The organism is Ruegeria marisrubri, from assembly GCF_001507595.1.
Taxonomy (GTDB): domain Bacteria; phylum Pseudomonadota; class Alphaproteobacteria; order Rhodobacterales; family Rhodobacteraceae; genus Ruegeria; species Ruegeria marisrubri.
In genome coordinates, this window is record NZ_LQBQ01000003.1 from 75017 (window position 1) to 89244 (window position 14228).

A 14228-nucleotide genomic window follows, 5' to 3' on the forward strand; every position below is an offset into this window, starting at 1 on the left:
AGGTCCGCTAGCGAAAAAACAACATCCAAATGGCAAACAGGCCACCGATTTCATGTCGGTGGCCTGTTCCCGTTTTGCTTATGCCGCGTCTGCGGTTGGATTGGTGACTTTCGCCTTCAACTCGGTGCGGCGTTTGTCGGCGGCTTCGGCGTGGCGCTCGCGGACGTGACCATAGCCGCGGATGTGTTCGGGCAGGTCCAGAAGCTCGGTCAGCGGGTCCGCTGTCGCGTCGGACCAGTTGGCCAGCGCAAAGTCGATGTCGGCCTCGTAGTCGGCCAGCAGTTTCCGGGCGAGCTTGGCCTCGTCATTGTTGCGGAACGGGTCCAGCGCCGTGCCGCGCAGGAAGCGCATCCGGTTCATCAGGTTGAAGAACCGCATGGCCGTTTTGCCCTTGACCGCACCCTTGACCATCTTGCCGGTCTTCTCGTCCCGGCCGCCATAGGGCCATGCGCCGAAATAGAAGGTCAGGTCCATCTCGCCTTCGAAGGTCTCTTCAAGCTGCTGTCTGAACGCGGGCCTTGTGTAAAGCCGCGCCACTTCCCATTCGTCCTTGACGGCCATCAGCTTGTAATAGCCCCGCGCCACGGCACGTTGCGCGGCCTCGGACAGTCCGGCATCTTTGATACGCGCCACCATGTCAGAATACCGCTTTGCAAAGGCGGCATCCTTATAGGTGGTCAGTTCTTTGACGCGGGTGGCAATGGCCTCGTCCAGCGGGGTTTCGCGGCGCTCGTCCAGAAGGATCGGCGCGTCGTCGCCCGCCAGCTTCGCCGCGGCCTGCGGGTCGGCCATGGCGAGACGGCCCAGGTCAAAGGCGCGTTTGTTCTTGTCGACCGCCACGCCGTTCAACTCGATGGCGCGGTGGATCGCCTCTTGCGAAAGCGGGATGCCCCCTTGCTGCCAAGCGGCGCCCATCAAAAGCATGTTGGCAAAGACCCGGTCTCCCATGACCTTCTCCGCCAGACGCTGCGCATCCATGCCGCGTGCGGCATCGCCCAAGACACGGGTCAGGCGTTCCAACTGCTCCTCGCCGGACAGTTGCCAATCGGGGTTCTTGGAAAACTCCGAGGTCGGCACCACCGTCGTATCGGTCACGGCGACCGATTTGCCGGGGGTCAGTTTCGACAGTGCCTCATCGCCTGCAGCGACAACAAGATCACAGCCGATCAGCGCGTCGGCCTCGCCAGCGGCAATCCGCGTGGCGCGCATGTCGTCGGGCGACACAGCCAGTTTGATATGGGAATGCACCGCGCCGTATTTCTGCGCCAACCCAGTGATGTCCAGGTTGGACGAGAAATACCCGTCGGCATGAGCCGCCACGGCCAGTGTCTGGCCCACGGTCACCACCCCGGCGCCGCCGATGCCCGAGACTAGGATCGACCATGAACCGTCAATCGCGCGCGGCGTGGGGGCGGGTAGGTGGCTGACGTCGATCGCCGCGTCCGAGGCACGCGCCTTGCGGGGTTTTGCGCCTGCCACGGTCACGAAAGACGGGCAGAACCCCTCGACACAGGAAAAGTCCTTGTTGCACGAGGATTGGTTGATCTTGCGCTTGCGCCCGAACTCGGTCTCCAAAGGCTCAATCGCCATGCAGGCCGAGACGGTCGAACAATCGCCGCAGCCCTCGCAGACGGCGGGGTTGATGAAGGCCCGCTTGTCCGGGTCCACCCATTTGCCACGCTTGCGCAGACGCCGACGCTCGGTCGCGCAGGGCTGGTCATAGATCAGGACAGTCACGCCGGGCTGTTCGCGCAGCTCTTTTTGCACCAACTCAAGCTCGGTCCGGGGATGCAGCGTGACGCCACCGCCGATAAACGGCTTGCCCTCGAATTTTTCGGTCTCGTCAGTGACCAGCGCGATACGCTCGACGCCTTCGGCCTTCAACTGTTCGACCATCTGTTCGGGGCTGATCTCGCCATCATGCGGCTGCCCGCCGGTCATCGAGACAAAGCCATTGTGCAACAGCTTGTAGGTAATCGGCGCACCGGCCGCGATGGCGGCGCGGATCGCCATGAGGCCCGAGTGGAAATAGGTGCCGTCACCCATATTGGCAAAGACATGGGCTTCATCCGTGAACGGGAACTGGCCCAGCCACATGCCGCCCTCACCGCCCATGTGAGAGACCGAGTTGGTTTTCATCGGATCGCGCAGCATCGCCATCGTGTGGCAGCCGATCCCGGCCAGCGCGCGGCTGCCGTCGATCACCTGCGTCGATCGCCCATGCGGGCACCCGGCACAGAAGGACGGCAGACGCACCGCGCCAGCGCCCAGCGCCGGCGGGGTCTCGGGCGGGTTGGGCAGGGACAGACCCGCAGTTGCATCCGTCTCATTGGCAACCCGCACCAGCACTTGGGTGATCATGTTCGGGTCGATCTCGCCGTGACCCGGAAAGGCGCATTCGGCGGAATCCGAGGCATAGGCCTGACCGGCAAAGGTCTTGCCGACGATGCGCGGGGCAAGATCCGAACCATAGAGGATCGCGCGGATCTGGTCTTCCAGCAGAGGGCGCTTTTCTTCGACGACGATAATGGTGTCGAGCCCCTTGGCGAAGGCGCGGACCGCTTCGTCATCCAAGGGCCAGACCATGCCGACCTTCAACAGTCGCGTGGGCAGGTTGCCCAGATTGCCATCCTTGTATCCCAGACCGGCAAGCGACTGGTTCAGGTCCTGCCACGACTTGCCAGCGGCAATGATACCGATGCGAGCGCCGTCTGGGCCGCTGATCTGGTTCAGATTGTTGGCGCGGGCATAGGCCAGCACCTTCTTCAGCTTCACGTCCCACAGGAGCCGTTCCTGTTCGGGAATCGGAGTGAAGGGTTTGATCGCGGTTTCGGCCGGGTTGCCTTCGGGCATGACAATCGCTGGGCTGTCGGGCGCGACAAAGACCGAACCACCGCCTTCGACCACGTCAGTAACGAGTTTCATGCCAACGAGGCTGCCGCTGAACCGGCTCATCGCGATGCCGTGCAGGCCCATGTCCAGCACGTCCTGCGCATTGGCAGGCGCCAGCAGCGGTGCACCGAGCGAGGCGAAGTTCAGGTCCGAATAGCAGGCCAAAGTCGAGGATTTGGCGCCGTGGTCATCGCCGACCAGCAGAAGCGAGCCGCCCTTGGGGTTGGTCCCGGCAAGGTTGGCGTGGCGGATCGGGTCCATCGACCGGTCCAGCCCGGGCGCCTTGCCATACCAGATCGAGAACACGCCATCGACCTTGGCACCGGGGAACACGCCGACCAGTTGCGACCCCCATGTGGCGGTAGCGGCCATGTCCTCGTTCAGACCCGGCTGGAAAACGATATTATGCTCTTTCAACGCCGCGTCGGCCTGCCACAGGCTCATGTCATAGGTGCCCACCGGGCTGCCGCGATAGCCAGAGATATAGCCGCCCGTGTTCAGCCCCGCCGCCGCGTCGCGCCTGCGCTGCTGGATCGGCAGCCGCACCAACGCCTGCATACCCGTCATGTAAACCCAGCCCTCTTTCTGGGTCAGCCGGTCTTCGAGCGTCATTTCAAGCCGTTTCGCGGGAACATGGGCAGTCATGGCAGGGGGCCTTTCACAAAAGGGTCGGAACAGAGCAGGCGGGTAACCCACCGGCCTTTTTTAACCGGCGGACAATGGGGGCAGGATTGAGGGGCGACTCAGTATGACACGCTGGGCAGCCAAGTCGCCAGTGCTGGGATGTTGAACACGAGCGCAAGCGCGATCAATTGCAGGATCACGAACGGAATTACGCCTCGGTAAATGTGTCTCAACGTAATCTCGCGAGGCACAACGCCCTGGGCATAAAACAGCGCAGGCCCAACCGGCGGCGTGATGAAGGACGTTTGCAGGCAGACCGCAAACAGGATCGCAAACCACACCAGATCGACCCCCAGATCGGCAAGCGCAGGGGCAACCATCGGCAGGATGATCAGCGTGATTTCCAACCAGTCGAGGAAGAAGCCCAGGACAAACGTCACGAACAGGATCATGATTACGATACCCGAGGTTGAAAGCGGCAATCCGTTGAGCACCGACTTGACCAGATCGTCACCGCCAAGCCCCCGGAAAACCAGCGAAAACGCCGTCGCACCCATCACAATGGCAAAGATGAACCCGGTGGTTTTGGTGGTGTCGATCGACACTTCCTTCAGCACCGACCAGCTGAACCGGCCTTTTATGAAGGCCAGCAAGGCAGTCGCAGCGGCGCCGACGCCCGACGCTTCAGTTGGCGTTGCGATGCCGAAAAAGATCGAGCCCAGCACGGCAAAAATCAAAAGGATCGGCGGCAGCATTGCCCAGACCACGCCAAGAACGGCCTTGAGGTCCATCGGCTCGACATGATCCATGCTCGGCGCTGCACCGGGGCGCAACCGGGCCCAGACCAGCAGGAACACGACATACAAAAGCCCCAGCATTAGGCCGGGTAAAACGGCACCCATGAACAGATCGCCCACCGAGATTGCCATGCGGTCGGCGACCAGCAAGAGCATGATCGAAGGGGGAATCAGGATGCCCAGCGTGCCCACCGCGCAGGCCGTGCCAACGGCAAAGGACTTGTTATATCCCGCCTCAAGCATCACCGGCACGCCAAGCAATGTCAGCAACACGACCGACGCGCCGATGATGCCCGTCGACGCCGCAAGCAGGATGCCAATGATCGCCACGGACACGGCCAGGCCGCCTTTGACCCGACCCAACAGGCGCGAGAAGTTTTCCATCAGTTCACGCGCCACTCCGGATTTGTCCAGGAACAGCCCCATGAAGATGAACATCGGCAGCGCCACCAGAACCCAGCTTTCCATCACGGCCCAGTTCCGGTCGGTGAGCGACGTCAGAAAGGCCCAGTCGATCACGTACCAGCTGTCGTCCAGCCATGTCGTGTAGCTGGAAATCAGCACTGACATTAGCGTGAAGACCATTGCCAGACCGGCAAGCGTCCACGCCACGGGAAAACCGGTGAAGATGAGCGTGACAAATGCCACGAGCATCAGGATCGACATGTAATCATTGAGCGCGAGCGTCATGGCGGGTCTCTAGTTTGCAGGGTTGCGCAAGAAGGCGATGCAACGGGTCAGGCGCGAAAGCGACGCAAGAGTCAGCAGACCAAAGGCAATCGGCAGCATACTCTTGATGATCCAGCGATGCCCGAGTCCGTCCGGGGCAAGAGAAACCTCGCCGCTCTGATACGCTGTATTGACGAAGAGTATTCCGTTCCACAGAACGAAAAGCGCGTAGGGCAGCAGAAGGACCACGATCCCGATGCTCTCTACCCACGCGGAACGGCGCATCGAAAAGTTGCGGCTGAGCACGTCGACGCGGATATGGCTGTCATTGGCCATGCAGAAGGCAATGGCGAAAGCGATGCCCACGGCATACAGGTGCCATTGGAATTCCTCGATGAAGATGGTGCCCTGCGACAAGAGATGTCGTTGGAAAACACCGGTCAGGATAGCCAGCACAAGAACACCCCAGACCGCTGACGACAACAGCCCGAGCCTTATGACAAGTTGATCGGCCCAGCGCGAAAACGCCGTTGCGGGCAGCTTGTCATCAAGTTTCAGACCGGCGTCGCCGATTTCGGTCGCTTCGGGGGGGCTCATGAACTTTCTCCCTGGGTGAAAGCGGGATGTCGGCCGATGAGGGGCCGACATCCATTTTTGTTACTGGTTCGGCGATCAGTTCGCTTCGGGAACGGTGCGCAGATTGATCCATGTCCCGAGGCTTTCATGATAAGCCCGCATCGATTCATAGACCTCTTTGAACCCTTCGTCCGCAGCGCTCTGCTCGGCCATCACCTCTTCGGACGCCGTCCGCAATGCGGCGAGAACGTCATCGGGGTAGGTCAAGAGAGAGACCCCGGCTTCCTCGATCTTTCTCAGCGCATCACTTTGCAGAGAATCAGTGACGACGAAGTGCTTCAGCATAACCGCGTCGCAGGCGTCCTCGATCTGGGCCTGTTGCGTGGCGGTGAGCCCGTTCCACACATCCAGGTTCACGACGAAGTGCGCCATAGCCGCGCGCGTGTGCCACCCCGGGAAGTAGAGGTACTTGGCAATCTTTTGAACGCCGAGAACGCTGTCGACGGATGGCAGCGACAGTTCGGCACCGTCGATGACCCCTTTTTCGAGGGCCGAGAAGGATTCACCGAAGGGCAGCGTTGTCGTCGAAGCGCCCAGCTTGTTCAGGACCGCGCCGCCGATCCCGCCAACGCGGAAATTCAGCCCTTTGAAATCATCGACCGTTTCGATGGGTTCACGATGCCAACCACCGGCTTCCGAAGCGGTGGCAATGCACATGAATCCGTGCACACCGGCCTGGTTCAGCAGCTTCTGGGTTATTTCCTTGCCGCCGCCCACATAATACCAGCCGGCAATGCCGCGCGTATCAAGCCCGAAGGGATAGCCGGTGGTCAGAAGCGACAGGCCCGGGAAGGAACCTGCGGAGTAAGCTGTCACGGCCAGGCCCGCTGGCACCTTGCCTTCGGCCACGGCATCGAGAACCGAAAACGGCGGGACGATTTCGCCGGGTTCGAACATCTTGATCTGGATGTCGTCTCCGGTCAGGTCCCCCATCGTGTGCTCAAGGTCGCGAATGCCTTCGCCAAAGCCTGGCAGGTTGGACGGAACCGCCAGCGGGACGCGCCATTTTTCACCGGCAACAGCTGAGGTGCAGGTTAGTATTGCAGCCGCTGCGGCTGTTATTGCGAGATACTTAAAATTCATGATGTCCTCCTTGTCATCATTGGATTCAAGCGTGTGAGGGCACTATTGGATTCGAGAGGTGGCGGGCGCCATCATTCGGCATGTTTCGCCAGTCGGTTCGCGGGTTGAAAGGACGCGCTGACACAAAAGGTCCACCGCCTTCGCACGATCAGTCATGAACTCCCCCTCTACCTCAATGTCTCGAAGGCCCAGTATCTCCTCCTGAGGCTCGGCAACATATTATGTGCCCGCACGCGTCCAGTAAAATTGGAAGCATTGGCGTCAAAATATAAACAAGACTAATAGTCGCCGCTCCCTGAGAGCTACGTGCATGTCAGTTCTTTGAATGAAACCGGAAGTGAACCCAGGAAGAGGACATGCTTTGGTTCAGTTTGAGGCTTGAGGCGCGACTCCCGTTTTACCATTGCAATGTGACATCTATCCCATCGCGCAAAGGCCGTAAGGTCGCGATCTCACACGATGAAACGTGCTATCGGCAGCGCCACAAGATCGAAAACAGGTTCGCTCGCCTCAAAGATTGGCGGCGGGTCGCCGTCCGCTATGACAGATGCCCCGAGGTCGTCCTCTCAGCCTGCACCCTCGCGGCCATCGTCATGTCCTAGTTAGGAATCCTGACACTAGTCTCCAATGACCGCTCTGGCGAATTGGGCTGCGATGCAGAGATGGTCGCGCTGCAAATGCGAATGAATACTGCGTGAGCAATAGCCGCAGCTGCACAATTCCGGTTTGTCCCGCACATCGGACGTCGACCAACTGCATGATCGTGATGGCGCAGCGAATGTCGGCTATGTGGGGCTGCAGTCGCAGCATGTGGGGCAACTGCTGGAGGGCGGCTTTGGGCCGAACACGCTGATCAAGTGGCTTCGATGGGTAGGAATGCCCGCTGCGGTGCCGTGGTCGTTTCAGAGCCCAAGGACGAAGCCGCTTGCGCGGCAATGGCGCATGTGACTGCCCTCCCGGACTGAATTGACCTTTGTACGTAGGTGTCAGGAAGGTGGTGTCAGATAAATTCTACCTCGTTTCTACAAGGGCAGGATCGCAGCCCTTATTCGGCACAGAGACCGCGCCACTCGGCAAGTGCGGCGGCGCGGTTCAGCTTGAAATTTAGTCTGGAAGAAAGGCTTCGCTCCGAATTGAACAGGTTGTAGACCGAGGCGTGGACGGCGGCGAATTTCTGCAAACTTCGCATCCGCCGGAAGCGCAACATCGCCCGTTCTCGTCGTCGGAACGGTAGGTGCGAATTCTCTGCGCGGTTGTTCAACCAGCGCCCGGTTTCCCGGCGATGGCCAGCGTCGATTTCCTTCAGGGCGGCGCCATAGGATCTGAGGCTGTCGGTCACGATCACTTCGGTGCGGCCGTGCCTTTTCATTGCTTTTCTTAGGAATTTCAGCGCAGCTTTCTTGTCACGCCTCTTCGTAACGAAGCTTTCCAGTACTTCGCCTTCGTGATCCACTGCTCGCCATAGGTAATGGCGTTCGCCATTGATCTTCACGAACATCTCGTCGAGGTGCCAGCGCCAGCGGCTCGAACGCATGCCTTCGGTCCGCCGTTTCCGGATCTCGGCGGCGAACATCGGGCCAAACCTGTGCCACCAAAACCGAACGGCCTCGTGGCTCACGTCGATGCCGCGCTCGTGTAGCAAATCTTCCACGTTCCGGAGCGACAGCGGGAATCGAACATACAGCATCACCGCCAGTCGGATGATCTCGGGGCTGGTTTTGAAATAGCGAAACGGGGATCGTTTGGTCATGGCTGGACGCTACAAACCCGCCCCACCCGTCTCAAGCCGGTTTATCTGACAATGCCCAGCGGCATCTTTGCTGGTTCCGGACTTCTTGTTCATCTTCGCTCCTTGATGGCTTCGATGAACCAGAAGCTCTCCGTTGCTCAAACCCCTAAATCTGTCCGATAAGTGCTGACTTCAGACAGGGCAGAGGGATCCGGCGCGGATAGTCGGGTCAGGCGTCTTTTGCGGCCCAGACCTCCACCTCGACCTTGAATTCCTCGCGCGTAAAGCCGGAAACGATCAACAGCGTCGAAGTTGGCAGTCGGTCGGTCGGGCCGATGAATTCATCACGCGCCCGCATGTAGCTGGCCATATGTTCGCGGTCGGTGACATAGGCGGAGATATGCGCGATATCCGCCGGTGTCATGCCGGCTTGGGCCAGTATTGCGCGGATGTTGTCAAAGCAGATCACCGCCTGCTCAAAGGCGCTCGCCGGAATCGAATCATCGGCCCGGATGCCAAGTTGGCCAGAGGTCCGGACCAGCCGCGTTCCCCTCGGAATCTCGGTTCCGTGAGAGTAAGCGGCAAAAGGCGGACGCAGGCTGTCAGGGTTTAACGCTTTCATTTCTCTTTACTTTCGTTGCCTGATAAAAAGCCTTGCCAGAAGGTGCAGATTCTGAAAACCTTTTTCGCACATCTCTGGCACAGATCATTCTCAGGGCCGCGCAAACCAGTTCCTCATGGGGGAAAACATGGCATCGCGTGTCCTTTCGGTGCGCCATGGCGACGAGCCTTTGGATGATCGTGCAACCTCCTGGCTAAAGCAGGCCGGGTTTGACGTGCAGACTCGTCGGCCGTTTCGCGGTGATCCTCTGGACGAGCCGGACGACGATCTGGCCGCGACCATCATCTATGGCGGTCCGTTCAACGTCTATGAGACTAGGCGGCATCCTTTCCTGAACGAGGAATACCGATGGATTGACTCCTGCCTGTCGGCCGGCATTCCGGTCCTCGGGATTTGTCAAGGTTGCCAGATGATCGCCCATCATCTGGGCGCCTGGGCGGGACCCCGCGAAACAGAGATTTTCGAATTCGGGTACTATCCGATCATACCAACTGCCGAATCTCGGGGCATTTTCGATGCGCCACTGACGGTCACGCAGGCGCATTACCACACCTATGACCTGCCCGAGGGCGCGGTACGGCTTGCCGGGAACGACAATTACGAAAACCAGGCCTTTCGCTATGGCGAAACAACGTTCGGGTTCCAGTACCACCCCGAAGTCACACCGACCGGTTTCCGACGCTGGCAGGACCAGAAAAGTGATGCCTACGGCCGACCGGGCACGCAGTCCCGTGAAGAACAGGATCGCCTAATGGCAAAGCATGATGCGGCGCAGGCATCCTGGTTTCATGGGTTTCTGGATGGCTTCCTGGGAGGTCCGAAATGAGCGTTCAGGGCTTCTGGGCCGATCTTCCCACTCCCGATTTCCGTGCGTTGCCGGGGGATACGGTCGCTGTCCTGCCTCTGGGCGCGACCGAGCAACACGGGCCGCATCTGCCCCTGTCGGTGGACAGCGACCTGATCGACGCGGTGGCCGCGCGAATGCTGGGCAACCTGTCGCCAGACCAGTCGGTTCTGGTCCTGCCGTCGCTGCACATTACCAAGAGCGACGAACATATCGACTTTCCGGGAACGTTGACTCTGGGGGCCGAAACTCTGCTGGCGGTGCTGCGCGACATCGGCGCCTCGGTTGCGCGGGCCGGAGTCGCGCGGCTGGTGCTGCTCAACGGGCATGGCGGCAACACGGCGCTTTTGCAGATCGTGGCGCGGGACCTGCGGATTGCGCATGGGCTGATCGTCGTCACCTGTTCCTGGGGCGGGTTCACCGAATGGCAGGACCTGTATGATCCCGCGGGTTATGTCCACGACATCCATGCCGGCGACAGCGAAACCTCGGCCATGCTGGCGCTGCGACCGGATCGGGTGCGCATGGACAAGGCACAGGATTTCCGTCCCGCGATGACGGATTGGGAGACCGGTTTCCCGCAGATCGGACTGGCTGGAAAGCCTGCCAATCCGGGCTGGATGGCGCAGGATCTGCACTCATTGGGTGCCTGTGGCAATGCTGCTGCCGCCACCGCCGAAAAGGGCGCGCAACTGCTGGACAGCGCGGGGCGCAACTTTGCCGCCTTCCTGGCGGAGTTCGCCCGGTTCGATCACCGGAAGGACGTGCAGTGAAACAGGACAAGGAGCAGGGCGGCATCATTACCGGCGTGCTGGTGCCTCGGGCGCTGGTCGCGCGGCCAGACAGCTTTGGCGGCACTGTATTTGCGGATTGCCTGGCCGGAGATCTCGTGCTGCACGAAGGCCGGTCGGTTGCGCTGCAACCCACCGACAGGGCGCCCGAGAGGCTGGTGATACCCTGCCTTGCCGACCCGCATGTGCATCTGGACAAATGCCACAGCATCGACCGGATGGCGGGTGTTGGTGGCGATCTGGCAACCGCGATCCGGGCCCAACTGACCGACAAGGCGCTGTGGGATGGCAGCGATATCCGGCGGCGGGCATCGCGCGGCTTGCTGGAACTGGTCGAGGCCGGGTGCACTGCTGCGCGCAGCCATGTCGACTGGGGCGATGACCCGGACCCCGACACGGTTCCGCTGGCATGGGAAATCCTTGGAGAACTCGTGACTGATGCTCCAGCGGGATTTGTCCTGCAACGGGCCGCGCTGACCGATATCGTCCGGCTGGCTGATCCGATCTACGCCGATCGTTGCGCCGCGCGCGTTGCGCGGGATGGCGGCATTCTGGGCGCTTTCGTCTTTGATCAGACCGAACGGGACGCGGGGTTGCAAAACGCGTTCCGCGCCGCCGACCGGTATGGGCTGGCGCTGGATTTTCATGTGGACGAAGGGCTGGCGTCCAACCTTGACGGGCTGGAGAGGATCGCAGACGCGGCCCTTGCCGCCGGGTTTCAGGGACCGGTCCTGTGCGGCCATGCCTGCAGCCTGGCCAATCTGGGCGCAGAGGATGTCGCGCGCATCGCGGACAAGCTGGTGCAGGCGGGGATATCGGTCGCTGCGCTGCCGCAAACCAATCTCTATCTTCAGGGCCGGGTAGGCGGAACACCCGACCGGCGTGGCCTCACACGTGTGCATGAATTGCGGGACGCGGGCGTCAGTGTCGTGCTCGGGGCGGACAACGTGCGCGACGGGTTCTGTCCGATCGGTCGCCACGACCCGATCCACACGCTTTCGCTGGCTGTTCTCGCCGCGCATCTCGACCCGCCGTTCGATGCCCATCTTCCCATGATCACCACCGGAGCGCGCCGCGCGCTGGGACTGGCGCCCCAAACCGTCGACGGGGCCGCCGTCGGGGATCTTCTGTTGTTCGACGTGACCTCGACTTCGGAATTGCTGAGCGGGGCTGCCCGTCCGCACCCGTTGTCCGAACACATAGGAGCCGCCTATGACAGAAACGTGTGAGCGCACCGCTACCGACTGGACCAATATCGCCCGGGAACTGGCCCCGGTCGACGTCATTGAAGAACCAGTTCTGGTGAAAAAGCGATCGCGGGACTTCTTCTGGTACTCGCCAATCCTGAATGGCCAGCTGAAGAAGTGCTTTGGCGATCTGGTCGCCCAGCCGAAAACCCGCGAAGAACTGGCCCATTGCCTGTCGGTCGCCTTTGCCCATGACGTGCCCGTTGTGCTGCGCGGCGGCGGGACCGGCAATTATGGACAGGCGGTGCCGTTGCAGGGCGGGCTGATCGTCGAAACGACCGGCATGAACCGCATCCTTGAAATAGGTGATGGGTTTGTTCGGGTCGAGGCCGGCGCGCTGATGTCCGACATCAACGCGGCGCTGAAGCCGCAAGGATGGGAAATGGCGATGTTCCCTTCGACACAGGACATCGCGACCATCGGCGGCTTTGTTGCCGGGGGCTCTGCCGGGATCGGGTCGATCGCGAACGGGGCGCTGCGCGAAAAGGGCAACATCATCCAGTTGAAGGCCCTTTCCGTCGAAGCTGACCCGCAAGAGCGCGTTTTTGACGCCGAGGACGCGTTGCAGGTCCACCATGCTTGGGGCTTGAACGGGGCTATCACCGAGGTGACGCTGCGCACGGTTCCCACCCGGGACTGGGTGGGCTGCATGGCGACCTTCGACAGCTATCGCGATTGCTATGCCGCCGGATACGCGCTGGCGTGCAGCGACAGCATCGGGCGCAAGCTGTGTTCGTCGGTTGAAGCGCCGATCGTGGATTACTTTCCCCGGCTCAAGGGCCATCTGCGCGACGGCAAACACCTGTTGGTCGCGCTGGTTCCGGCAGAGGACATGCCCGCCTATCGCGACCTGATCGCCGCACAGGGCGGCGTGGTCGATCTGGCCATGACAGATGCCGAGCGCGAGGCCGTCGGCATCCCGCATGTATTCGAGTTCGCCTACAACCATACGACGTTGCAGGTGCTCAAGGCCGACCGGTCAGCGACCTATCAGCAGATCGGCGTGCCCGATCCCTCCGACGCCGACTCGGTCGCAGCTATGGGCGTGAGACAGGGCGACGATCTGTGGCAGCACCACGAATTCGCCCGCCTGAACGGGACAGTCGTAGCTTTCGAGCTGCCTATCATCTGGTTCACGTCCGAAGAGCGTCTGCGCGAGATCGACGCCACCTACGAGGCGGGAGGATTCCCCGTATATGACGCGCATACCTATCACGTCGAAGGCGGCGGCCTGAAAAACACCGATTACCGCCATCTGGCGTGGAAGAAACGCATGGACCCCAAGGGACTGCTGAACCCCGGCAAGTCACGGGCCTGGGAGGCGGTGCAACACCTGTCCCCCGAAGACATCGAAGCCAAAGCCATGGTCCAGTACAAGGATTGACCCCATGACGATTTCGACCAAACCCCTGAGTGCCCATTTCGGTGTGGATGTGACAGGCATCGACCTGAACACGGTTACTGCGGAACACCTGTTCCCGCAGTTGCGTGCACTGTTCGAGGAGCATTCCGCGCTGCTGTTTCGCGGGCAGGACATGACCGACGAAACCCACCTGCGCATCGCTGGCCTTTTCGGCCCGATCGAGGACCGCCAGGCGGACGAGCGCAAACCCGACGAAGCGTTCGAGATCCCCAAAGTGTCCAACGTCATGACCGACGGATCGGTCAGCGGCGAGATGGATCTGAAAACGCTGAACCTGAAATCGAATTTCCTGTGGCATTCGGACAGCACGTTCCTGCCGGTTCCGGCACTGGTGAACATCCTGGTTGGCCGGGTCGTCACCACGACGGGTGGCGCGACCGAGTTGGCTTCGACTCGCGCGGCATGGGCATTGATGCCTGAGGAGATGAAAGCGCGCATTCGCGGGCGCGGCATCTGGCACCGCTACAGCCACTCGCGACGCAAGATTTCGCCCGAGCTGGCCGAACTTCCGATGTTCAACAAATGGCCGGACACACATTGGAACGCGATCTGGGAAAACCCCGTGAACGGGCGCGAGGCACTGTACCTGGCCTCACATGCGTTCAAGGTCGACGGCTATGACGAGACCGAAAGTGAGGCTCTGCTGGCGGAACTGACCGCCTTCTGCACCCAACCGGCTTTTGTCTATTCCCACAAGTGGAATGTGGGCGACGTGCTGATCTGGGACCAGCGCGCGGTCATGCACCGTGGCACGCCATGGCCCTATGACCAGCCGCGGACGCTGTCGAGCATCTGCAGTTCCGTGACCGAAGCCGACGGGATCGAGCGGATGCGACTGCCGGCCTGACAAGCGGACAAGACACACCACCAA

12 protein-coding genes and 1 pseudogene are annotated in these 14228 nt (G+C 61.1%); 7 read left to right on the forward strand and 6 right to left on the reverse strand.

Going from position 1 to position 14228, the window contains the following annotated elements:
* Positions 1-78 precede the first annotated feature (78 nt).
* From AVO45_RS05415 to AVO45_RS05430, 4 genes are all read right to left on the reverse strand, one after another.
* A complete protein-coding gene (locus AVO45_RS05415; protein ID WP_068344924.1) occupies positions 79-3537 on the reverse strand; it encodes an indolepyruvate ferredoxin oxidoreductase family protein in 3459 nt (1152 codons plus the stop codon).
* A 98-nt stretch (positions 3538-3635) separates the two neighbouring features.
* Positions 3636-5003 carry a TRAP transporter large permease gene (locus tag AVO45_RS05420; RefSeq protein ID WP_068344925.1) on the reverse strand — a complete coding sequence of 456 codons (1368 nt, stop codon included), beginning with the start codon at positions 5001-5003 and terminating at the stop codon, positions 3636-3638.
* Between the two features lie 9 nt (positions 5004-5012).
* Positions 5013-5579: a TRAP transporter small permease subunit gene (locus tag AVO45_RS05425; protein WP_068344926.1), complete on the reverse strand. Its 567-nt coding sequence runs from the start codon at positions 5577-5579 to the stop codon at positions 5013-5015.
* 75 nt (positions 5580-5654) lie between these two features.
* A complete protein-coding gene (locus AVO45_RS05430) occupies positions 5655-6701 on the reverse strand; it encodes a TRAP transporter substrate-binding protein (RefSeq protein WP_082688675.1) in 1047 nt (348 codons plus the stop codon).
* A 419-nt stretch (positions 6702-7120) separates the two neighbouring features.
* Here AVO45_RS05430 and AVO45_RS05435 point away from each other — a divergent pair.
* A pseudogene (locus AVO45_RS05435) lies at positions 7121-7303 on the forward strand (IS5/IS1182 family transposase); the annotation flags it as partial.
* 124 nt (positions 7304-7427) lie between these two features.
* The gene (locus tag AVO45_RS19665; protein ID WP_157770106.1) at positions 7428-7649 is read left to right on the forward strand and encodes a hypothetical protein; all 222 of its coding nucleotides are present in this window, start codon (positions 7428-7430) and stop codon (positions 7647-7649) included.
* A 97-nt stretch (positions 7650-7746) separates the two neighbouring features.
* On the opposite strand, the gene AVO45_RS05440 is transcribed toward AVO45_RS19665, so the two are convergent.
* On the reverse strand, positions 7747-8451 hold the full coding sequence (locus AVO45_RS05440; protein ID WP_068344928.1) for an IS6 family transposase: 705 nt from the start codon (positions 8449-8451) through the stop codon (positions 7747-7749).
* Positions 8452-8659: 208 nt separating this feature from the next.
* Complete coding sequence (locus AVO45_RS05445; protein ID WP_068344929.1) at positions 8660-9052, reverse strand: RidA family protein; 393 nt, start codon at positions 9050-9052, stop codon at positions 8660-8662.
* 127 nt (positions 9053-9179) lie between these two features.
* Here AVO45_RS05445 and AVO45_RS05450 point away from each other — a divergent pair, with 127 nt between their 5' ends.
* The 5 genes from AVO45_RS05450 to AVO45_RS05470 are packed head-to-tail and all read left to right on the forward strand — an operon-like array spanning position 9180 to position 14204.
* The gene (locus AVO45_RS05450; RefSeq protein ID WP_068344962.1) at positions 9180-9878 is read left to right on the forward strand and encodes a glutamine amidotransferase-related protein; all 699 of its coding nucleotides are present in this window, start codon (positions 9180-9182) and stop codon (positions 9876-9878) included.
* On the forward strand, positions 9875-10669 hold the full coding sequence (locus tag AVO45_RS05455; protein ID WP_068344930.1) for a creatininase family protein: 795 nt from the start codon (positions 9875-9877) through the stop codon (positions 10667-10669). Before AVO45_RS05450 ends, AVO45_RS05455 begins: the two co-directional genes overlap by 4 nt.
* On the forward strand, positions 10666-11916 hold the full coding sequence (locus AVO45_RS05460; protein WP_082688677.1) for an amidohydrolase family protein: 1251 nt from the start codon (positions 10666-10668) through the stop codon (positions 11914-11916). The genes AVO45_RS05455 and AVO45_RS05460 overlap by 4 nt, the downstream gene beginning before the upstream one ends.
* Positions 11900-13318 carry an FAD-binding oxidoreductase gene (locus AVO45_RS05465; protein WP_068344931.1) on the forward strand — a complete coding sequence of 473 codons (1419 nt, stop codon included), beginning with the start codon at positions 11900-11902 and terminating at the stop codon, positions 13316-13318. Before AVO45_RS05460 ends, AVO45_RS05465 begins: the two co-directional genes overlap by 17 nt.
* A 4-nt stretch (positions 13319-13322) precedes the next feature.
* Positions 13323-14204 (forward strand): TauD/TfdA dioxygenase family protein, encoded by an 882-nt coding sequence (locus AVO45_RS05470; RefSeq protein ID WP_068344932.1) that lies wholly within the window; start codon positions 13323-13325, stop codon positions 14202-14204.
* The last annotated feature ends 24 nt before the right edge of the window (positions 14205-14228 follow it).

Bases quoted from the DNA above. Each gene is read 5' to 3' on its own strand.
- AVO45_RS05430 (WP_082688675.1), bottom strand. From the start codon at position 6,701: ATGAATTTTAAGTATCTCGCAATAACAGCCGCAGCGGCTGCAATACTA.
- AVO45_RS05420 (WP_068344925.1), bottom strand. From the start codon at position 5,003: ATGACGCTCGCGCTCAATGATTACATGTCGATCCTGATGCTCGTGGCA.
- AVO45_RS05465 (WP_068344931.1), top strand. From the start codon at position 11,900: ATGACAGAAACGTGTGAGCGCACCGCTACCGACTGGACCAATATCGCC.
- AVO45_RS05450 (WP_068344962.1), top strand. From the start codon at position 9,180: ATGGCATCGCGTGTCCTTTCGGTGCGCCATGGCGACGAGCCTTTGGAT.
- AVO45_RS05445 (WP_068344929.1), bottom strand. From the start codon at position 9,052: ATGAAAGCGTTAAACCCTGACAGCCTGCGTCCGCCTTTTGCCGCTTAC.
- AVO45_RS05440 (WP_068344928.1), bottom strand. From the start codon at position 8,451: ATGACCAAACGATCCCCGTTTCGCTATTTCAAAACCAGCCCCGAGATC.
- AVO45_RS05470 (WP_068344932.1), top strand. From the start codon at position 13,323: ATGACGATTTCGACCAAACCCCTGAGTGCCCATTTCGGTGTGGATGTG.
- AVO45_RS05415 (WP_068344924.1), bottom strand. From the start codon at position 3,537: ATGACTGCCCATGTTCCCGCGAAACGGCTTGAAATGACGCTCGAAGAC.
- AVO45_RS05425 (WP_068344926.1), bottom strand. From the start codon at position 5,579: ATGAGCCCCCCCGAAGCGACCGAAATCGGCGACGCCGGTCTGAAACTT.
- AVO45_RS05455 (WP_068344930.1), top strand. From the start codon at position 9,875: ATGAGCGTTCAGGGCTTCTGGGCCGATCTTCCCACTCCCGATTTCCGT.